Genomic DNA, 19,538 nt, shown 5'->3' with positions numbered 1-19,538 from the left:
CCCGCGGCAGCGCCGGCCGCAGCGCCACCGGCACCCGAAGCGGCGGGTGGGCGGCCGGCATACGGGCTGTCCTCACGGGAACGCGGGACGGCCCGGTGCTGGCCCGTCATGCCGGTCGCGCGCGGGCGCTTCGCGGTGCTGGGGCGGACGCGGAAGACGCCGGTCTCGAGGTCGGCGTCCTCGTCGAAGTGGATGTCGATCGGGCCGCCGGGCTGGTAGTGCTGGCTGTCGGCGTGCTCCTCGGCGGCGGCGACGAGCTCGTTCTCGAGCTCGACCCCGTGGTCGGTGAGGCGCTCGTAGTCGGTCTCGCTCAGCTCGATCGTGAAGACGTTGGGGACGAGGCTGCGACCGGAGCCTGCGGTCGCGGCGCGGTCGTCCATGGCCCGGCGGATCGCGCTCGCGATCTCGACGGGCTGCACCTCGGAGCGGAAGGCCTTGGCGAAGACGCCGTTGACGGCACGCTCGAGCCTGCCCTCCATGCGGTCGAACAGTCCCATGGGCGCACCTCCTGGCGTGGCGTCGACGGTCTGGTTGCCGTAGCGATGCTACTTGCCGGGTCTGTGGTGACTCGTGAGGCGTGCGTGAGGGATGTCTCGAGATGCGCATGGGCGGCCCGGGCACGGAAAGACCGCCGCACCGGAGGGGATGCGGCGGCCGGTCCGGGTCGTCAGCGGAGGAAGCTGTCCTCGCCGACGATCCTGCTCCACCAGCGGCCGAGTCCGAGCTTGTCGCCGCTGAAGGTGTAGGCGAGGACGATGAGGGCCAGCGCCTCGATCCAGTGGCTGTCGAAGATCGGGTTGGTGAAGCCTTCGCCGTCGCGCCCGATGGGGAACTCGGCGAGGTACATGAGGGCCATGAGGAGGGTGCCCGACCAGGCGGCGATCTTCATGCCGGCCCCGAGGAGGACGGCGACGCCGATGCCGAGGAGACCGCCCATGAACAGGTAGTCCCAGAATCCGCCGGCGAAGTTGGCGAAGAAGTCACCGAACGGGCCCTCGACGACTGCGGGGTTCTTGGTGAGGAACCCGGTGGTCGGCGAGCCGCCGTCGATCCAGGCGTTCTCGGCCGGCGTGCCGTAGCCGAGGCCGAAGAGCTTGTCGAGGAACGGCCACAGGAAGGTGAAGCCGAGGACGAACCGCAGGACCACGAGCGCCCAGCGGGCGACGGGGTTGCGGACGACGTCCTCCATGTGGGCGCCCTCGCGGACGTCGAGGTCATGGGTGCGGGTCGTGGTGTTGGCCCGGACCGCCTCGTGGTGCTTGGTGGTGGCCATGGTGTCTACCTCCAGTTGGTAGGTGGTCCGGTGGGACTCTCCCTCCGGTACCACCGACGCTAGAAGCAGCCGGTCTCGGGCAGATGGGCCTTAGGTCCTGACTTCTAGTCGTTGTCGCCGCCGGTGAGCTGGGTCGCGTTCGGGCCGCCCTGCGCGGTGCCCGTCTCGCCGACGTCGGCCCACACCCAGTCGCGCACCTCGGGCAGGTCCTCGCCGTGGGTCGTCGCGTGCGCCCGCGCCTCGAACCGCTTGTCCTGCATCCGCTGTCGCAGCCCGGCGGCGCGTGGCCCGAGCCCGGGCACGCGGTCGATGACGTCGATGACGAGGTGGAAGCGGTCGAGGTCGTTGAGCATGACCATGTCGAACGGCGTCGTCGTCGTGCCCTCCTCCTTGTAGCCGCGCACGTGGAGGTTGTCGTGGCCGGTGCGGCGGTAGGTGAGGCGGTGGATGAGCCACGGGTAGCCGTGGTAGGCGAAGATCACCGGCTTGTCGGGCGTGAAGATCGTGTCGAAGTCGCGGTTGCTCAGGCCGTGCGGGTGCTCGGTCTCGTCCTGGAGCCGCATGAGGTCGACGACGTTGACGACGCGCACCTTGAGCTCGGGCAGGTGCTCCCGGAGCAGCTGCGCCGCGGCCATGACCTCGACGGTCGGCACGTCGCCCGCGCACGCGAGGACGACGTCGCACTCACCGCCAGGCCCCTCCGACCCCGCCCAGTCCCAGACGCCGAGGCCGCGGGTGCAGTGGTGGATCGCCTCCTGCATCGTCAGCCACGTCGGCCCGGGCTGCTTGCCGGCGACGACGACGTTGACGCACTGGTCGGTGCGCAGCAGGTGGTCCCACGTCGAGAGCAGCGTGTTGGCGTCCGGCGGCAGGTAGACCCGGATGATGTCGGCCTTCTTGTTGACGACGTGGTCGATGAAGCCGGGGTCCTGGTGGCTGAAGCCGTTGTGGTCCTGGCGCCACACGTGCGAGCTGAGCAGGTAGTTGAGCGAGGCGATCGGCCGCCGCCACTCGATGTGGTTGGTGACCTTGAGCCACTTGGCGTGCTGGTTGAACATCGAGTCGACGATGTGGATGAAGGCCTCGTAGCTGCTCATCATCCCGTGGCGCCCGGTGAGCAGGTAGCCCTCGAGCCAGCCCTGGCACTGGTGCTCGCTGAGCATCTCGAGGACCTTGCCCACCTTGCGCATAGGGTCGGCCTCGTCGAACGGCTCGTATGCCGCGTTCCACTGCTTCGCGGTGACGTCGAAGACCCCGCCCAGCCGGTTCGAGGCGGTCTCGTCCGGGCCGAAGATCCGGAAGTTCTCGGGGTTGGCCTCCATGACGGACGCGAACCACGTGCCGAGGACTCGGGTGGCCTCGGCCATCGCGGCGCCGCGGGCCTCGGAGTCGACCTCGACGGCGAAGTCACGGAAGTCGGGCAGCCGGAGCGGCACCTTGAGGAGGCCGCCGTTGGCATGGGGGTTGGCACCCATGCGCAGCTGTCCCTCGGGGGCGAGCCGGGCGATGTCGTCGTGGAGGCGGCCGGCCTCGTCGAAGAGCTCGTCCGCGGCATACGACTGGAGCCAGTCCTCGAGGTCCTTCAGGTGCTCGTCGGTGTCGCGAGCGCTCGCGAGCGGCACCTGGTGGCTGCGCCAGTGGCCCTCGGTCGGCTTGCCGTCGATCTGCTTGGGTCCGGTCCAGCCCTTGGGGTGCTCGAAGACGATCATCGGCCAGCGGGGCCGCTCGACCTCGTCGGCGCCCGCCCTCGCGGCGGCGGCCTTGATCGCGGCGATCTCGTCGAGGACCTCGTCGAGCAGCTCGGCGAAGCGCCGGTGGTAGCTCTCGGGTGCCTCGTCGTCGAACCCGGCCTTGAAGAAGTACGGCTTGTGGCCGTAGCCGACCATGAGCGACTCGAGCTCGTCGTGCCCGATCCGGGCGAGGACGGTCGGGTTGGCGATCTTGTAGCCGTTGAGGTGCAGGACCGGCAGGACGACGCCGTCGGTCGCCGGGTTGGCGAACTTGTTGGCGTGCCAGCTCGTCGCGAGCGGACCGGTCTCGGCCTCGCCGTCGCCGACGACCGCGAGGACGAGGAGGTCCGGGTTGTCGAGCGCGGCGCCGTAGGCGTGCGAGAGGGCGTAGCCGAGCTCACCTCCCTCGTGGATCGAGCCGGGCGTCTCGGGGGCGACGTGCGAGGGGATGCCGCCCGGGAAGCTGAACTGCTTGAAGAGCCGCTGCAGGCCCGGCTCGTCCTCGGTGATGTCGTGGTAGGTCTCGGAGTAGGTGCCCTCGAGGTAGGTGTTGGCGACGAGGCCGGGACCACCGTGCCCGGGACCGGTGATGTAGATCGTCGACTGCTTGCGCTCGTCGATCGCGCGGTTGAGGTGCGCATAGAGGAAGTTGAGGCCCGGAGTCGTGCCCCAGTGGCCGAGCAGCCGTGGCTTGACGTGGTCCTTGTGCAGCGGCTGGCGCAGCAGGGGGTTGTCGAGCAGGTAGATCTGCCCGACCGAGAGGTAGTTGGCCGCACGCCACCACCGGTGGATGCGGTCGAGGGTGGCGTCGTCGAGCGACTCGGCACCGGCGTCCGCTCGTGTCTGCCAGGGGGTGCCGAGGGCAGGGGTCGTCATCGCATGGGTCCTCTCGGAGGGCGGGTCTCGACTGCCCTCCTCACCCTAGTGAGAACGGTGCGCGCTCGCCGAGGGTTCAGCCGTCGGCGACGGTGCCGCCGACGACGCGGCGGCCGAGCCGCTCCCTCGCCGTCCGCCCTCGACGGGTCACGGGGACCGTCCCGGTGATCGCGCCCAGGCCCACGGTCGCCCCGTTGCCGTAGATGGTCTCGACGGAACCGGCGGGGACGGCATACGTCTCGTGCCAGATGCCGACCGCGCCGGGTGAGCGACGGGCAGCGGTGTTGAAGGCGCGCCAGGCCGGGAGGTGCGCTCGGTCGGCCATCCGCGCGTAGGCGTAGAGCTGCTCGGTGCTGCGCCACCACTGCACGACCCACGGGCCGCGACCGCCGATCAGCGTGCGCGCGCCGAGGAACCCGAGGTCCTCCTCCTCGCCGCGCGCAGCCGCTGCCCTGTTGCGCTCGAGCTCGGCGAGCATCTTCGGCATCGCGGCGAGGACCGGCAACCACAGGTCGAGGCGGTGTGGCTTGCGGATCGTCATCCCGATGTGGAAGACGACGACGTCGCCCTCCCAGGCGTGGGTCGTGTGCGCGACGCGTGCGTCGGTGGCCGCGTCGGTCGGGTGCTGCTCGCTCATCGGGGGGTCCTCCGGTCGTGGCCGTGACTCTTGGATAGTGACGCTATCCCGTGTCTCGACCAGTTTGGAGAGGTCTACTATCCAAAGTCAAGACCCTTTCCGTACGAGGAGGTGTGCCGTGCGGCTCGCGGAGCTGTCCACCGAGACCGGCGTCTCGGTCGCCACGCTGAAGTACTACCTGCGCGAGGGCCTGCTGCACGCCGGCCGGGCGATGTCGCGCACGCAGGCGGAGTACGACGAGACGCACGTCGACCGGGTGCGGCTCGTCCGGGCGCTGAGCGAGGTCGGAGGGCTCTCGCTGGCGACGATCGAGCAGGTGCTCGAGGTCATCACCGAGCCGGGCACCGACCGGCTGCACGTGCTCGAGGTGGCGCAACGGACGCTGGCGCGGGCGTCGCGGACCGTGGGCAGCGACGAGGGTGCCTCGGTCCGGCGCGTGCGCGCGTGGATCGAGCAGCACGGCTGGGAGATCGACCCTCAGGACCCCTTCATCGACGACCTCGCGCGCGCCTGGGAGGCCTGCGACCACGCGGCGCTCGGTCTCGACGAGGAGCGGATGGACCGCTACGCCGACCACGTCGAGGGCATCGCCGAGGTCGACGTCTCGACCGTGCCCGCCGACCCCGAGGCGGCCGTGCGTCACGTCGTCCTCGGAACGCTGCTCGTCGACCCGGTCCTCGTCGCGCTGCGGCGTCTGGCCCAGCAGCACGTGTCGCGCGGGCTCCAGGGTGCGGCCGCGCGTGGGACGGGGACCGCCACCGACGATGCGGATGGGATGGTGTCGTCATGAGCTCCTGGTGCGCGGTCTATGTCGACGTCGGCTACCTCCTCGCGTCCGCCGCGACGCGCGTCACCGGGTCGTCGCTGCGCAGCGGCATCGAGGTCGACTACCCCGGTCTCGTGAGCCGGCTCGTCGAGCAGGTCGAGGCGGACTCGGGGCTCCCGGTCCTGCGCGTCAACTGGTACGACTCCGGCTCCCGCCCCGGCGGCCAGCCCGACCACCACCAGGACCAGATCGGCCTCCTGCCCAAGGTCAAGCTCCGCCTCGGGCGCCTCTCCTACGCCGGAGAGCAGAAGGGCGTCGACGTCCGGCTCGGGCTCGACCTCGCCCTCCACGGCCGCGCCCGTGTCGCCGACGTCGTCTACCTCGTCTCCGGCGACGACGACCTCACCGAGGCGGTCGAGGAGGCCCAGGGCGCCGGTGTGCAGGTGCGCCTGCTCTCCGTGCCGGGGGTCAACGGCACCTCGCACGCCGTCTCGAAGCACCTGCGCCGGGCCGTCGACGACGAGCTCCTCATCGACCTCGAGACCGTCGACACGTGCGTGCGCTCGCGGGCGCTCGCACCCGGTCTCGTGGCGAGCCTGGGCGAGGAGGACGCCGCGGTCGACGAGATCGGTGCTCCCTCGGACGACGCCACGGACGAGACGGTGCCCGGCGCCACGCCTTCCGCGCCCGAACCCGACACCGCGGACGTCGGTGACGCCACGTCTGCCAGCGGTGAGGCCGACGCGAGCGAGCCTGTGCCGCAGGCAGAACCGGCCGGCATACCTGTGCCGTCGCCCGCCGTGCTGGGACGCAAGCGGGCGAGCGAGGTGGTCCTGCCGGAGCCGCTCACCGCGACGACCGGGCCGGGGACGGAGTCGGGTCCCGGTCTCTGGGACGCCGTCGCGTATGCCGTCGTGTCGTCGTGGTGCCGCACCGCCACGCCCGCGTCGCTCGCCGAGCTCCGGGCCGCGCAGCCGACCGTGCCCGGCGAGCTCGACCGCGCGCTGCTGCTCGACCTGTCGAGCCGGTCGGGGGCCTACGACATCGACGACGCGGCGAGACACGGTGTGCGAGAGCGGTTCTGGCACCACGTCGGTCGGATCCGCCTCACGTGAGGGTCAACATCCTCGCGGCCGGGTCGCGAGGGGACGTGCAGCCGATGGTCGCCCTCGGCGTCGGCCTGCAGCGCGCCGGGCACGAGGTGACGGTCTGCGCCGGCGACGACTTCGAGCCGCTGGTGACCTCGCACGGTGTCGGCTTCGCACCCGCGGGCGTCCGGATCGAGGAGCTCATCGCCTCGCCGCTCGGCGTCGCCTGGCTCGGGGAGTCGAGCCGCAGCCCGTGGCACGAGCTCGCGGCGCTGCGCCGCTTCGTGCGCTCGACCGTCGAGGAGTATGCCGGCGCCTGGCTCCCGCTCGTCGGCTCGGCGGACCTGTGGGTGAGCGGGATGCTCACCGTCCACGCCGCGGATGCCTTGGCGTCCGCCGGAGGTGGGCGCCACGTGAGCACCGAGTTCGCTCCGGTGCGGCCCACGCGAGAGGGGACGGCGGGGCTCCAGCCGGTGCTGCCGCGGAGGTCCTCGGTGCTCAACGTCCTTGCGGCGCAGGTGCTCCAGGCCACGGTGGCGTCGGTCTTCGCCCCGCCCGGCGACCAGGTCCGTCGCGAGCTCGGGCTCCCGGCCACCGGGACGCGCGGCATGCTCGACGCGATGCGCCGCACCCCCGCGTTGCTCGCCGCGTCGCCGCTCGTCGTGCCTCCGGCTCCGGACTGGCACGGCGACCCGGAGGTGACGGGCTACTGGTTCCTCGACGACGACCCCGGGTTCGTGCCGGACGACGCGCTGGCGACATGGGTCGGCGAGGGTCGGCGCACGGCATACGTCGGATTCGGGTCGATGTCGACGAGCGAGGCGCGGCACCTGGGCGAGCTCGTCGCGGTCGCGGCGCGGGCCGCACGGGTGCGGGTCGTGCTGCACTCCGGGTCTGCGGGGCTGGCCTCGCACGACGACACGTGGGTCCACTCCGTCGGCAGCGTGCCGCACGGGTGGCTCCTCCCCCGGACGGCCGGAGTCGTGCACCACGGAGGTGCGGGGACGACGGCGGCGGCGCTGCGGGCGGGCGTGCCGCAGGCGGTCGTGGCACACATCGGGGACCAGCCCTACTGGGGCCGGCGTGTGTGGGAGCTCGGCGTCGGGGCCCGGCCCGTGCGCCGGCACGAGCTGTCGGTCGAGTGGCTCACGGAGGTGCTCCGAGGGTTCGCCCGAGGGGTGTCGGCCGAGCGAGCAGCGGTGGTGGGAGCGGCGATCCGAGCCGAGGACGGTGTCGGTCGTGCGGTCGAGGCGCTCACCCGGCCCTGACACGGCGATGGCGCGCGGCTGACCGGCTGACTCGCGACCTACCGCTTGGTGAGCGTCGCGATCGCAGCACCTTCTGCGCGGTAGGTCCCGCCGTGGTGGCTGCTGTGAGGCAGTGGCCGTGGCGGAGGTTCGTGACCGCGGTCAGAGGTTCCAGCGAAGCCGGACCTCCTGGCCGGGCTGGAGCTGGGCTGCTCGGTCGACGGAGGCGGAGCGCAGCACGCCGATGACGGGGTAGCCGCCGGTGACCGGATGGTCGTTGAGGAAGACGACGGGCTGTCCGTTCGGTGGCACCTGGATCGCGCCCCGGACCATGCCCTCGCTCGGGAGCTCGGCGTCGCGCAGCTCGGCGTGGCGCTCGAGCGGTTCACCCTCGAGGCGGATGCCCTTGCGGTCGCTGCGGGACGAGACCGACCACGGCGTCTGTGCCAGACGCTCCGGGTCCGCGAACCAGTCGAGGCGCGGGCCGGGCAGGACGTCGAGGGTGACGGTGCCCGTCGACGGCTCGGCGACGCCGGCGACGTCGACGACGGGGAAGCCTTCGGTGCGGTCGCCGACGGGGAGCACCTGACCGGCACGCACGGGTTCGGGCCCGAGCCCGGACATCGTGTCCGACGAGACCGAGCCGAGCACCTCCGGCACGGAGAAGCCGCCGCGGACCGCGACGTAGGTGCGCAGCCCGGCGACCGGCATACCGAGGGAGAGCTCCTGGCCGTGGCGGACCTCGACGAGGGCCGCGCGCGGCACGGGGCGGCCGTCGACGCTCGCAGGTGCGGCGGCGCCTGTGAGGCAGACGAGCAGGTCGCCCGAGGCACGCAGGCGCAGGTTGCCCATCGTGACCTCGAGGGCAGCGGCTCCGCTGGCGTTGCCGAGCAACCGGTTGCCGAGCAGGTAGGAGCCGGCGTCGGCCGCGCCGGCCCGGCCGACGCCGACGGCGAGGTGACCGAAGCGGCCCAGGTCCTGGAGCAGGGTCATCGGACCGGGGGCCAGCACCTCGACGGCGCGGTTCATGACGCCGCTCACGACGTGACCTCGGTGAAGCGCACCGTGGTGCCGGGCACGAGCAGGGCGGGCGGCTCGCGGTCGACGTCCCAGAGCACGGCGTCGGTCGTGCCGAGGAGCTGCCACCCGCCCGGGGACTCGCGGGGGTAGATGCCGCTGAACTCGCCCGCGAGCGCGACGGCACCGACCGGCACGCGGGTGCGGGGCTCGGTGCGGCGGGGCACCACGAGGCGCGGGTCCCCGCCGACGAGGTAGGCGAATCCCGGGGCGAACCCGCCGAAGCCCACTCGCCACGGCGTGCCGGTGTGGGCGGCGACGACCTCGGCGCGGGTGAGGCCCGTGTGGGCCGCGACGTCGTCGAGGTCGGGCCCGTCGTAGTGGACGGGGATCTCCGTCACCGTCGTGGTGCCGCTCGGGGCGCCGCGGGTCGCGCGACCGGCGGCGGCTCGGATCCCGTTCGCGAGGTCGGCGAGGTTCGTCGTCCTGCGGGCCACGACGAGCAGTGTGCGGGCGGCCGGGACGAGGTCGTCGACGTCGGCCCAGACACCCTCCCCCGACCGGAGCAGCGGTGCGAGAGCCGCCTCGAGGGCGAGCACCGACTCGATGTCGTCGGTCTCGACCAGCCACGCGGCCTCGCCCATGGGGAGGAAGCGCACCGATACGGAGCCGGTGGCTGCCGCGTCGGCCGCGTCGACCGCGTCGGGTACGTCGACCGCGTCGACGGCATCGACAGAGTCGGGTGCCGGGGTCACGGCGACGAGCCGGTGAAGGCGGCGATCGTCACGCCTGCGTCGGTGAGGGCGCGGCGGACCGCCCGGGCCATCTCGACGGCACCGGGCGAGTCGCCGTGGGTGCAGATCGAGTCGGCCCGCACGGTGACCTCGGTCCCGTCGACCGCGGTGACACGGCCCTCCGTGACGAGTCGGACCATGCGCTCGGCCACCTCGGCCGGGTCGTGGAGGACGGCCCCGGGGTCGCGGCGGGAGACGAGGGCTCCCTCCGGCGTGTAGGCGCGGTCGGCGAAGGCCTCGGCGATGGTGCGCAGCCCGGCGGCCTCGGCGAGACGCAGGAAGGCCGAGCCGGGCAGGCCCATGACCGGCAGGTCGGGGTCGACGGCGACGACGGCCTGCACGACGGCCGCGGCCTGGTCCTCGTGGTGGACGATCGCGTTGTAGAGGGCGCCGTGCGGCTTGACGTAGGCGACCCTCCCGCCCGACACGCGCGCGACCATCTCGAGGGCGCCGACCTGATAGATGACGTCCGCGGTGAGCTCGGCCGGCTCCATGTCGATGAACCGGCGGCCGAAGCCGACGAGGTCGCGGTAGCCGACCTGGGCCCCGATGACGACGCCTCGCTCGACCGCCTGCTCACAGGTCTGCTGGAGGGTGAGGCTGTCGCCCGCGTGGAAGCCGCAGGCGACGTTGGCACTCGTGACGATGTCGAGCATGGCGGCGTCGTCACCGAGCTGCCACGTGCCGAGGGACTCCCCGAGGTCGGAGTTGAGGTCGATGCGGGCGGTCATTGCGGTGTCCTCAGGACCAGAGGGCCTGGAGCCCGGTGATGGACTGCCAGCCGAGCCAGAGGGTGAGCAGCCACGCGAGGACGCCGACGGCGAGGAGCCACTTCGGGTAGGCGTAGTCGCGCAGCAGGTCGCGTCGCCGCCACGCCACCCAGAGGATGACGGTGAAGCCGATCGGGAGGATGAGGCCGTTGAAGCCACCGGCGAAGACGAGCAGCTTGACCGGCGCCTTGCCGAGGACGAGGAAGAGCACCGTGCAGACCGCGATGAAGGCGACCGTGGCGAGGTTGCGGTTGCGGGCGGAGGTGCTCTGGGTCGTGAGGAACGAGACGGTCGTGTAGCTCGCGCCGATGACCGAGGTGATCGCCGCCGCCCAGAAGATCACGCCGAAGGCGCGCAGCCCGAACTCGCCGGCCGCCTGCTGGAAGGCACTGGCGGCGGGGTTGTCCTCGGCGAGCTTGGCACCGCCGTGGACGACGCCGAGGACGGCGAGGAAGAGGACCGAGCGCATGATGCCGGTGACGACGATCCCGTAGACCGAGCCCTTGGCGATCTCGCTCGCGTGCTCGGGTCCGGTGCGCCCCGACTCGATGAGCCGGTGGGCGCCCGCGTAGGTGATGTAGCCACCGACCGTGCCGCCGATGAGCGTGGTGATGGCGAGGACGTCGACCTGCTCCGGGAGCACGCTGTTCTTGAGCGCGAGACCGACGGGCGGCCCGCTCGTGAGCGCGATCCAGGCGGTGAGGCCGATCATCACGAGGCCGAGGACGACGACGATCTTGTCGAGGGCGGCGCCGGCGCGCTTGACGAGGAAGATGCCCACGGCGAGCGCCGCGGAGAGGACGGCGCCGAGCTTGGGGTCGAGACCCATCATCGCGTCGGTGCCGAGGCCTGTGCCGGCGATGTTGCCGATGTTGAAGACCAGCCCGCCGAGCAGGATGAGCAGGGCGAGGGCCCAGCCGAGACCGGGGGCGACGCGGTTCGCTAGCTCGTTGGCGCGCAGGCCCGAGACGCCGATGACGCGCCACACGTTCATCTGCACCGCGATGTCGACGAGGATCGACACGACGATCGCGAAGGCGAACGCGACGCCGAGCTGGACGGTGAAGTTCGTGGTCTGGGTGATGAAGCCGGGGCCGATGGCCGACGTGGCCATGAGGAACATCGCGCCGAGAAGGGCGCTGCGGCCGCTGCGGCTCGGCGTGGTCGCGTGCTCGTGCTCGGCCTGACGGGATCCGGCGTCGAGCGGGGTCCTGGGGTCCATGGGGCTCCGACCTCTGCGGCGCCAGTGCCCTGGCGCGTGGGCAACCACGGCGTTGTGGTTGTCGATGACCGTAACGGATTGTTCAACAATCCGGCAATAGTTCGATGGGGCGATCTGCGGGACGGGACGGACCTACAGTGAGGTCGTGACCAACAGCGTCCTCGCCGAGGCCCTCCACCGCATCCCGGCGGACCGCACCGTCGTGCCCTCCGCGGCCGAGAGGGTCGGCAACGTCCTGCGCGAGCAGATCGTCGACGGTGCGCTGCGCTCCGGGACGCGGCTGACCGAGGACACCATCAGCACGGCGCTCGGCTTCTCGCGCAACACGATCCGCGAGGCCTTCGCCCTGCTCGCCGCGGAGCGCCTCGTCGTGCGCGAGCCCAACCGGGGCGTCTTCGTCGCGACCCCGACCGAGGGCGACATCCACGACCTGTATGCCGCCCGCCTCGCGATCGAGCCCGGCGCCCTCGAGCACGGGCCGGGGTTCCTGGACGACACCCCCGCCCGCCTCTCGGAGGTCGTCGAGACGGCCCGCGTGGCTCGGTACGCAGGTGACGTCGCGGCGGTCGCCCAGGCCAACCAGGAGTTCCACCGCGCGATCGTGCGGCTGGCCGCCAGTCGCCGCATCGACCAGCTCATGGAGGGGGCGCTCGCCGAGATGCGCCTCGTCTTCCACCTCATGAAGAACGACCCCGGGTTCCACGAGCCCTACCTCGACCGCAACGCCGAGATCGTCCGGCTGCTCGTCGACGAGGGACGACCCGCCGCCGCGGAGGCGTTGCGCGCCTACCTCGCCGACGCCCGCGACCAGCTGGTCGCCGCCATCGGATCCTGACGACCGAGCCCGGCGCCCGGACCGTGGTCCGGTCCCGCCCGGAGCGGGCCGCGAGACCGACGGGAACCGGGGCGCACGGCATACCCGATCCGGTTTGGAGGACGCGGGGTGCGTGCGGCACACTGGGACGGCTCACGCGCAAGTGGCGGAACGGCAGACGCGCTGTCTTCAGGTGGCAGTGTCCTTATGGGCGTGGGGGTTCAAATCCCCCCTTGCGCACCACCCGACGAAGCCCCGGACCTCAGGTCCGGGGCTTCGTCGGGTCAGCGGCTCACCCGTCGAGACCGTCCCGGTGTGACGTCCCCCGGCCCGGCAGCAGGACCAGTGCGGCCGTGCCGAACTGGAGCAGCGCCCCGACCGAGTTCGCGATCCGCCCGGGGGTGCCGATACCCGGCTCGAAGAGGATGCCGAGGCTGGCCACGCCGACGAGAACGAGAGCGACGGCACCGATCCGGCGGGGAGCTCCCGCGCGGGTGAACCAGGACGCCAGCAGCGCGACCGCACCGATGGCACCGAAGACGACGAAGGCGACCCAGATGTTGCCGGCGTAGCCGTCGCCCTCGCGAGCCCCGGGCGTGAGGCCGATGAGGACGTTGCCGGCGCAGAGCAACAGCCCGAGGGCGTGGCCGACGTGGTTCGCGAGGGAGAACCTCTGGGTGGACGGGGACGCTGTGGTGACGGCCATGACCTCTCTCCTTCTCCGCGGTGGTGGGCTGGATGACTCCAGCGTCGCGATGCGGAGGGTCCCCGGACAAGGGAGATCCTTCCCCTCCCACGGGCTCCGTTCCCCCTGTGCACGGGAATCCGGCGGGAGGAACATGGACGGCATGGCCATCCGTGTCCTCGTCGTCGACGACCATGCTGTCGTGCGGGAAGGCGTGGCCCTCGTCCTCAGCCAGCTCGATGGCTTCGAGGTCGTCGGTGAGGTCGGCACCGGAGACGACGCGGTGCGTGAGGCGGTCACCCTGCGCCCGGACGTCGTGCTCATGGATGTGCGGATGCCGGGTCTCGACGGCGTCGAGGCCACCCGACGAATCGCCCAGCTCGTGCCCCGCACCGCCGTCCTCATCCTGTCGATGTATGGCGACGAGGACACCGCCGTCGCGGCAGTCCGTGCCGGCGCCCGTGGATACGTCCTCAAGGGCGCGAGTCATGACGAGGTGGCGGACGCGCTGCGGGCCGTCGTGTCGGGACAGGCCGTCTTCGGCCGGGGGGTGGCCGACGGCGTGCTGGGTCGGGTCGGCGGCGCAGCCCCGGTGACCGGCCACCCGTTCCCCGGCCTGACCGAGCGGGAGCGCGAGGTGCTCGACCTGCTCGTCCGTGGCCACTGGACCGCGGACATTGCCGCACGGCTCTTCCTCTCCCCGAAGACGGTGAGCAACCAGCTCACGTCGATCTATGCGAAGCTCGGGGTCGCGGACCGCACGGGGGCCGTCCTGCTCGCGCGGGAGCAGGGGCTCCGGTCGCGATGACCGGCGGTGCCGGGGATCTCGGCTGGTCCGTCGCCGGAGTCCTGCTCGTCGTGCCGGGGCTGGGGCTCTGCGTCCGCGCCCGCGCGCCCGTGGCGGGCGTGCTCTTCTGCCTCACCGGCATCCTGGTCGTCACCTCGGCGACTGCGGGGGACGAGAACCTCGCCGCGCTCGCCGTGGTCGTGCTGTCCCTGGCCGTGCTGACCTACCCCCGACCCGCGCGTGACCTCGCGCAAGGCCTCGCGCTGGGTGGTGTGGTCGTCGTGGTGCCGGCACTCGCCGTGCGGCTGGCCGAGGGGAACGCGCTGGACGGCGCCGATCTTGTCTGGATCACGTTCGCCGCGTCGGCGGTGGCGCTGAGCCACCTCTGGTGGCGTCTCGAGACGCTCGACCCCGCCGGCCGTGGACCGCTGCTCTGGGTGGTGTCGACGAGCGTCGTAGTGCTCTTCCTTGTCGGCGTCGTCACGCTGGCCGGGTCCCCGCGCGGTCTCGCCGAGGTTGTCCAGGCCATGGTCGGACTGGTGGGTGTCTCTGCCTGGGTCGGCCTCGCACGGGGTCGCCACCTCGACGGCCGTCGGATGGCGTCGCGGGCTGCCGCCTGGTCGTTCACCGTTGCCTGCCTCTTCGCGGCCGCGACCCTCACCTACTCCCTCGTCGAGTGGGCCGGCGGCAGGGCCCCGGGAGTCCTGGCGCTGGCACTGGTGACGATCGGGTGCGGTGCCGCCTGGCACCCCCTGCTCCGGAGGGTGGCCAGGCTCACGGACCGGGCCTTGTTCGGTTTCCGCCCGGACCCGCTGGCAGCCGCCGAGAGGCTGGCCGGCGGCATCGGCGACGACCCGGCAGCAGCGGTCGGTGCGATCAGAGAGGGTCTCCTCGTGCCGTATGCCGCACTCGTCCTCGCTGGGGAACCGGTGGTCGCGGTCGGCTCACGTCCCGAGTCGGTGCGCACCCTGCCCCTGGTGCACGGCGACGAACGCCTGGGAACCCGGTCGTGGGCGTCCGGCCGGGGGATCTCGCCCTGTCGGACGACGATGAACGGGTCCTCGCGCTGGCCGTCCCGCTCCTCGTCCAGGTCGTGCGGGCGAGGGCCAGGGCCGCCGACCTGCAACGGGCGCGAGTGGCGGCCACCTCGGTGCGGGAGGAGGAGCGGCGACGGCTGCGCCGTGACCTCCACGACGGACTGGGTCCGCGGCTCACCGGGATCGCCTTCACCGCGGACGCCGCCCGGCTGGCGTCCTCCGACGAGACGCGCCTGCCGATGCTCGACCGGCTCCGCGACGAGGCCGCGACCGCGATCCAAGAGATCCGTGATCTCGTCGACGGCCTGCGTCCGCCTGCGCTCGACGAGCTCGGGCTGCTCGGCGCACTCTCGCTCCGCGCCGAGTCGTTCCCCAACGTGGATGTCGTCATCACCGCCGACGCACTGCCGGTCCTGCCTGCGGCCGTCGAGGTGGCGGCCTACCGGATCGTCGCCGAGGCGCTCACCAATGTCGCTCGCCACAGCGGCGCCGGCCGGGCCGACGTCGTCCTGGGGCCGTGCGACACCCACCTTCCCATTGAGGTGCGCGACGACGGCCGGTCCGATGCCGCCTGGGTCGTTGGGGTGGGGCTGTCCTCGATGCGCGAGCGTGCGAGCGAGCTGGGCGGCACGGTGTCGGTCGACCGCAGCCCTACCGGCACGGTGGTCGCAGCGCGCCTCCCGCTCGGCCCTCCGGCCCGAGGGCCCGCGGGTCAGTCCAGCTGGCGGGCCGCGTCGTCGTAGAAGGCGAAGAGCTCGGCGACCGGGACCCGCCGCCGGGACACCGCGGCGCGGTCCGCTCCCTCCTGCGAGAACGGCGGCGGCCAGAGCGAGAACCCTTCGTGTGGACCGAGATCGGCGCAGTCGTCCTCCCATCCGGGCCGAGGTCTCCCGGGTCGGAGGAGAGTGGTGAGTCAGCGGGAGGGGGAAGCTGCTGCGGCCGAGGTGTCACACGAGCGCGGGGATGCTGCTCGCCGCCGTGTAGCCGGCGACGGCCAGGACGAGCACTGCGAAGGTGCGCGACAGAACCTTCGGCGGGATGCGTGAGGCCAGTCGGCCGCCGACGAGGCTGCCGACGACCGCTGCCGCGGTGAACCCGGCGATGAGCGGCCAGTCGAGGTCGGTGCCGATCGTCGACACGCGGGACAGCAGCGCGGTGGCGCTGTTGACGGCGATGACGAGCAGCGAGGTGCCGACGGCGACGGGCATGGGGAAGGAGAGCGCGAGCACGAGGGCCGGCACGAGGAGGAACCCACCGCCGACGCCGAATAACCCGGTGAGCAGCCCGACGGACGTGGCGGCGACGAGCAGCTTCACGAGCCTCGGACAGGCGCACGTCACCGGTCGCAGTGTGACGATCGGCTCCCGCGACAGGTCGGCCGCCTCGCCCGGCCCCGACCCGCGGATCGACTTCACGAGCATCACGGTCGCGACGACGAGCATAAGCCCCGCGAACGCGGTGAGCAGCACGGCAGGGGCGACGTGGGAGGACAGGAGCGAGCCGGCATACGACCCGGCCGTCCCGAGCGCGCCGAACATCAGGCCCTGCGTGACGCGGACGCGACCGGCACGCAGGTGCGGAGCGAGGCCCAGGAGCGAGGTCGTGCCGACGATGAGCAGCGAGCTCGTGGTCGCGATGCCCGGCTGCTGACCGAGGACGTAGACGAGGGCGGGGATCGTGAGCATCGAGCCGCCACCGCCCAGCGCTCCGAGCGCCAGGCCGATGACGAGCCCGACGGGGACGAGCAGCGGTGACACCTCTCAGCCGCGGCCGAAGAAGCGGCCGAACCGCGATCCGCTCGAGGCGGCGGCCTTCTCGGCGTCGGTGTGGCCGGTGCAGCGCTCGCCGCGTGGGACGGCGGCCATGACCTGGTCGACGTGCTGGCCGCAGCCGGCCCAGGTGGTCTTGCCGCAGACGTTGCAGGTGGCGGGACGACACATGGGAGTTCTCCTTGGGATCAGGGGGTTCGGGGGTTCGGGTGGTTCAGGGATTCGGGTGAATCAGGGGTCGTGCCGGAGAGGTGAGGGCGGGTGAGGCCGGGTGCTCAGGCCGCGGCGTCGATCGGCAGTCCAGCCGGCTTGGCGCCCTCGTCGAAGCTGTCGTCGACGGCCACGACGTGCACACCACGGGCGGAGAGGACCGAGGCCGCGATCGAGGCACGGTAGCCGCCGGCACAGTGGACCCAGACCTCGCCGGACGGCACCTCGTCGAGGCGGTCGAGCAGCTCGTGCAGCGGCACGTTGACGGCCCCGTCGATGTGGGCCTCGGCGAACTCCGAGGCGCGGCGGACGTCGAGGACCGCGACCCGACGGTGGTGGCGCACCTGCGCGAGGTCGGCGAAGACCGCGCGCTCGAAGGAGCCGAGCGGGGCGTCGGTCCAGTCCTCTGGCGAGCCGGTCGCGGCGCCCTCGAGGTGGTCGATGCCGATGCGGACGAGCTCGCGCTGGGCCTCGGCGACCTGCTCCGGGCGGTCGCCGAGGAGGGTGAGAGGGGTGCCCCACGGGATGAGCCAGCCGAGGTAGGTCGCGAACTGGCCGTCGACCCCGAAGTTGAGCGTTCCGGTGACGTGGCCGGCGGCGAAGGCAGTGCGGGTGCGCAGGTCGACGACCCACTCCCCGGCGGCGATCCGCGTCGCGAGCGTCTCCTTGTCGGCGCTCTCGGGCGTCGAGAGGTCGGGCGCGGATGGACCGGCGCTGTTGCCGGGCGCCATGTGCGCGTAGTAGGCGGGGTAGGCGTCGAGCCCGGCGAGCGTGTCGGCGACCCACTGCTCCTCGTCCTGGGTGAGCGCGGGGTTCTGCCGCTTCTCCGCGCCGATCGTCGAGGCCGTCGTGTCACCGGTCGAGCCGGCGGAGCAGAAGGAGCCGAAGCCGTGGGTCGGCAGGACGTGGGCGTGATCGGGCAGCTCGTCGGCGAGGCGGTGCGCGGACGAGAACTGGTGGTGCACGAGGTCATGGGTGTGCTCGTGGCCGAGGAGGTCGGGGCGGCCGGTCGCGCCGAAGAGGAGCGAGCCGCCGGTGAAGACGCCCACGGCCTCGGTGCCCTCGTCGGACAGCGACTCAAGCGCGTAGGAGAGGTGGGTGAAGGTGTGACCGGGCGTCGCGATGGCGCGCACACGCAGGTTTGGCGACACCTCGACGACGTCGCCGTCGCTGATGGGGGCGCGCGCGTAGGAGACCTCGTCGGCGGCGTTGACGTGGTAGGCCGCACCGGTCGCCTCGGCGAGGGCGAGCCCGCCGGTGAGGTAGTCGTTGTGGATGTGCGTCTCGAAGACGTGCGTGATGCGCACGCCGGCCTCGTCGGCGAGGGTGAGGACGCGGTCGATGTCGCGCTGGGGGTCGACGACGAGCGCGACCGAGCCGTCGTGGGCGAGGTAGGAGCGGTCGCCGAGGGTGGGCGTGTCGATGGGGACGATGACGGGGGTGGTGCTCACGTCTGAGGAGTCCTTCCGTGGGACGGGGTTCGGGAGGTTCTGGCGGGAGGTCAGGAAGCGACCGCTGTCGGTCGGACGCCGGTGACGAGCGGACGCCCGGACGCGGCCCAGGCGGTGACGCCGCCGGCGACGGAGAGCGCCTCGAACCCGACGTCGGTGAGGAAGTCGGCCATCGCGCCGGAGCGGTTGCCGCTCGCGCAGACGACGTAGAGCGGTCGGGAGCGGTCGAGCTCACCGAGGCGCGACGACAGCTCGGTCATCGGCACGAGGAGCGAGCCGGGCACGTGACCCGTGACGTACTCCTGCGGCTGCCGGACGTCGATGACGGTGGCGACGCCGGGCGGGGTGTCGGCGAACTGCGCGAGCGAGATCTCGGACATCGGGTGTTCTCTCCATGCTGGGTGGATACCGGGAGGGGTATGCCGGACGGTTGCCACCGTAGTACCCCCGGGGGTATATTTGTCAAATACCCCACGGGGTACCTGCAACGGAGTCCCGTACGTCCACCCGTCACGCATCAGCAGAGGAGCAGCTCATGTCCACCCGCACCCTCACCGCAGGGAACTTCGAGTCCACCGTCATCGGTGGCGACATCGTCCTCGTCGACTTCTGGGCGTCCTGGTGCGGCCCGTGCCGCCAATTCGCGCCCGTCTTCGAGGCCGCCTCCGAGCAGCACCCCGACGTCGTCTTCGGCAAGGTCGACACCGAGGCCGAGCAGGCCCTCGCCGCTGCCGCAGGCATCACCTCCATCCCGACCCTCATGGCCTTCCGTGATGGGATCCTCGTGTTCAGCCAGCCGGGCGCCCTGCCCGCGAGCGCGCTCGACGAAGTCATCGCCGGCGTCCGGGCCCTCGACATGGACGAGGTCCGAGCCTCGGTCACCGCAGCCCCGAAGTCCGCCTGACCTTCCGTCCCACCGCAACCAAGGAGCTCGCCGTGACCCACGCCATCGGCACCACCGTCGACCGCCCGTTCCCCGAGGTGCTCGAGTCCACCCGGTCGGCGCTCGCCGACCAGGGGTTCGGCATCCTCACCGAGATCGACCTCGCGGCGACCCTCAAGGCGAAGCTCGACGCCGACCTCCCTCCGCAGGTGATCCTCGGCGCCTGCCGCCCGCCCCTGGCCCTCGCCGCACTCGGCGCCGAGCCCTCGATCGGGGTCCTCCTGCCGTGCAACGTCGTCGTCCGCTCGGTCGACGACGCGACGACCGTCGTCGAGGCGATGGACCCCGACGCCATGGTCTCCGTGACCGGCAACGAGGCCCTCGCCGAGGTCGCCGCCGACGCCCGCACCCGACTTACCTCCGCCCTCGCCGCCGTCGCGCACTGAGACCCAACTTCCGACCACCCCAGAACCACCGCAAGG

General features: G+C 72.2%; 21 protein-coding genes and 1 tRNA gene. 9 read left to right on the top strand and 13 right to left on the bottom strand.

The annotated features are described in order from the left end of the window. From N798_RS07565 to N798_RS07550, 4 genes are all read right to left on the bottom strand, one after another. Positions 1-497: DUF3662 domain-containing protein (locus N798_RS07565; protein WP_156971660.1), on the bottom strand; the 497-nt coding region annotated here is incomplete at its 3' end. A gap of 170 nt (positions 498-667) precedes the next feature. Continuing rightward, entirely contained in the window at positions 668-1,273 is a 606-nt protein-coding gene (locus tag N798_RS07560; protein WP_035947502.1) for a hypothetical protein, read from the bottom strand. A gap of 104 nt (positions 1,274-1,377) precedes the next feature. Next, positions 1,378-3,879: a phosphoketolase family protein gene (locus N798_RS07555; protein ID WP_035947501.1), complete on the bottom strand. Its 2,502-nt coding sequence runs from the start codon at positions 3,877-3,879 to the stop codon at positions 1,378-1,380. Between the two features lie 76 nt (positions 3,880-3,955). Beyond that, positions 3,956-4,516 (bottom strand): DUF4188 domain-containing protein, encoded by a 561-nt coding sequence (locus tag N798_RS07550; protein WP_052117036.1) that lies wholly within the window; start codon positions 4,514-4,516, stop codon positions 3,956-3,958. A 118-nt stretch (positions 4,517-4,634) separates the two neighbouring features. Between N798_RS07550 and N798_RS07545 the strand changes: the two genes are divergently transcribed. Genes N798_RS07545 through N798_RS07535 form a run of 3 tightly spaced genes read left to right on the top strand, consistent with a single transcriptional unit; the run spans position 4,635 to position 7,638 of the window. Further along, positions 4,635-5,306 (top strand): MerR family transcriptional regulator, encoded by a 672-nt coding sequence (locus N798_RS07545; protein WP_052117035.1) that lies wholly within the window; start codon positions 4,635-4,637, stop codon positions 5,304-5,306. Continuing rightward, complete coding sequence (locus N798_RS07540; RefSeq protein ID WP_035947500.1) at positions 5,303-6,397, top strand: NYN domain-containing protein; 1,095 nt, start codon at positions 5,303-5,305, stop codon at positions 6,395-6,397. Before N798_RS07545 ends, N798_RS07540 begins: the two co-directional genes overlap by 4 nt. Further along, positions 6,394-7,638, top strand: coding sequence for a glycosyltransferase (locus N798_RS07535; RefSeq protein ID WP_035947499.1), 1,245 nt, complete (start codon positions 6,394-6,396; stop codon positions 7,636-7,638). The genes N798_RS07540 and N798_RS07535 overlap by 4 nt, the downstream gene beginning before the upstream one ends. A gap of 141 nt (positions 7,639-7,779) precedes the next feature. Here N798_RS07535 and N798_RS07530 read toward each other — a convergent pair whose 3' ends face one another. The 4 genes from N798_RS07530 to N798_RS07515 all read right to left on the bottom strand — a co-directional run bounded on the left by N798_RS07530 (position 7,780) and on the right by N798_RS07515 (position 11,420). Then, positions 7,780-8,658, bottom strand: coding sequence for a 5-oxoprolinase subunit C family protein (locus N798_RS07530; RefSeq protein WP_308738200.1), 879 nt, complete (start codon positions 8,656-8,658; stop codon positions 7,780-7,782). Next, positions 8,655-9,278, bottom strand: coding sequence for a 5-oxoprolinase subunit B family protein (locus tag N798_RS07525; protein ID WP_035947508.1), 624 nt, complete (start codon positions 9,276-9,278; stop codon positions 8,655-8,657). The genes N798_RS07530 and N798_RS07525 overlap by 4 nt, the downstream gene beginning before the upstream one ends. 107 nt (positions 9,279-9,385) lie before the next feature. Then, positions 9,386-10,159, bottom strand: a complete 774-nt coding sequence (locus N798_RS07520) for a LamB/YcsF family protein (protein WP_035947498.1) — start codon at positions 10,157-10,159, stop codon at positions 9,386-9,388. 10 nt (positions 10,160-10,169) lie between these two features. Continuing rightward, positions 10,170-11,420: an NRAMP family divalent metal transporter gene (locus N798_RS07515; protein WP_084100283.1), complete on the bottom strand. Its 1,251-nt coding sequence runs from the start codon at positions 11,418-11,420 to the stop codon at positions 10,170-10,172. 145 nt (positions 11,421-11,565) lie between these two features. Between N798_RS07515 and N798_RS07510 the strand changes: the two genes are divergently transcribed. Both N798_RS07510 and N798_RS07505 read left to right on the top strand, forming a co-directional pair. After that, on the top strand, positions 11,566-12,255 hold the full coding sequence (locus tag N798_RS07510; protein WP_035947497.1) for a GntR family transcriptional regulator: 690 nt from the start codon (positions 11,566-11,568) through the stop codon (positions 12,253-12,255). 136 nt (positions 12,256-12,391) lie between these two features. Further along, positions 12,392-12,477: transfer RNA gene (locus tag N798_RS07505), tRNA-Leu, on the top strand. A gap of 49 nt (positions 12,478-12,526) precedes the next feature. Here the strand turns inward: N798_RS07505 and N798_RS07500 are convergent. Next, the gene (locus N798_RS07500) at positions 12,527-12,940 is read right to left on the bottom strand and encodes a hypothetical protein (RefSeq protein ID WP_035947495.1); all 414 of its coding nucleotides are present in this window, start codon (positions 12,938-12,940) and stop codon (positions 12,527-12,529) included. Positions 12,941-13,082: 142 nt separating this feature from the next. Here N798_RS07500 and N798_RS07495 point away from each other — a divergent pair, with 142 nt between their 5' ends. Together N798_RS07495 and N798_RS07485 are read left to right on the top strand one after the other, a co-directional pair. Continuing rightward, positions 13,083-13,727: a response regulator transcription factor gene (locus N798_RS07495; protein ID WP_084100288.1), complete on the top strand. Its 645-nt coding sequence runs from the start codon at positions 13,083-13,085 to the stop codon at positions 13,725-13,727. Between the two features lie 988 nt (positions 13,728-14,715). Further along, entirely contained in the window at positions 14,716-15,486 is a 771-nt protein-coding gene (locus N798_RS07485; protein WP_052117034.1) for a sensor histidine kinase, read from the top strand. A 204-nt stretch (positions 15,487-15,690) separates the two neighbouring features. On the opposite strand, the gene N798_RS07480 is transcribed toward N798_RS07485, so the two are convergent. The 4 genes from N798_RS07480 to N798_RS07465 form a co-directional block, all read right to left on the bottom strand. Next, positions 15,691-16,500, bottom strand: a complete 810-nt coding sequence (locus tag N798_RS07480; protein ID WP_035947491.1) for a sulfite exporter TauE/SafE family protein — start codon at positions 16,498-16,500, stop codon at positions 15,691-15,693. Between the two features lie 3 nt (positions 16,501-16,503). Continuing rightward, positions 16,504-16,683, bottom strand: coding sequence for a hypothetical protein (locus N798_RS07475; RefSeq protein WP_035947490.1), 180 nt, complete (start codon positions 16,681-16,683; stop codon positions 16,504-16,506). Positions 16,684-16,787: 104 nt separating this feature from the next. Further along, positions 16,788-18,173, bottom strand: a complete 1,386-nt coding sequence (locus N798_RS07470; RefSeq protein ID WP_052117033.1) for an MBL fold metallo-hydrolase — start codon at positions 18,171-18,173, stop codon at positions 16,788-16,790. Positions 18,174-18,223: 50 nt separating this feature from the next. Then, a complete protein-coding gene (locus tag N798_RS07465) occupies positions 18,224-18,553 on the bottom strand; it encodes a rhodanese-like domain-containing protein (RefSeq protein ID WP_035947489.1) in 330 nt (109 codons plus the stop codon). Between the two features lie 155 nt (positions 18,554-18,708). Here N798_RS07465 and trxA point away from each other — a divergent pair, with 155 nt between their 5' ends. Beyond that, positions 18,709-19,077 (top strand): thioredoxin, encoded by a 369-nt coding sequence (gene trxA / locus N798_RS07460; RefSeq protein WP_035947488.1) that lies wholly within the window; start codon positions 18,709-18,711, stop codon positions 19,075-19,077. Between the two features lie 32 nt (positions 19,078-19,109). Further along, a complete protein-coding gene (locus N798_RS07455) occupies positions 19,110-19,502 on the top strand; it encodes a DUF302 domain-containing protein (protein WP_035947487.1) in 393 nt (130 codons plus the stop codon). Positions 19,503-19,538 lie beyond the last annotated feature (36 nt).

The sequence above is a fragment of the Knoellia flava TL1 genome (assembly GCF_000768675.1).
Lineage (GTDB): Bacteria > Actinomycetota > Actinomycetes > Actinomycetales > Dermatophilaceae > Knoellia > Knoellia flava.
This window is presented reverse-complemented; position numbering and strand designations above follow the sequence as displayed.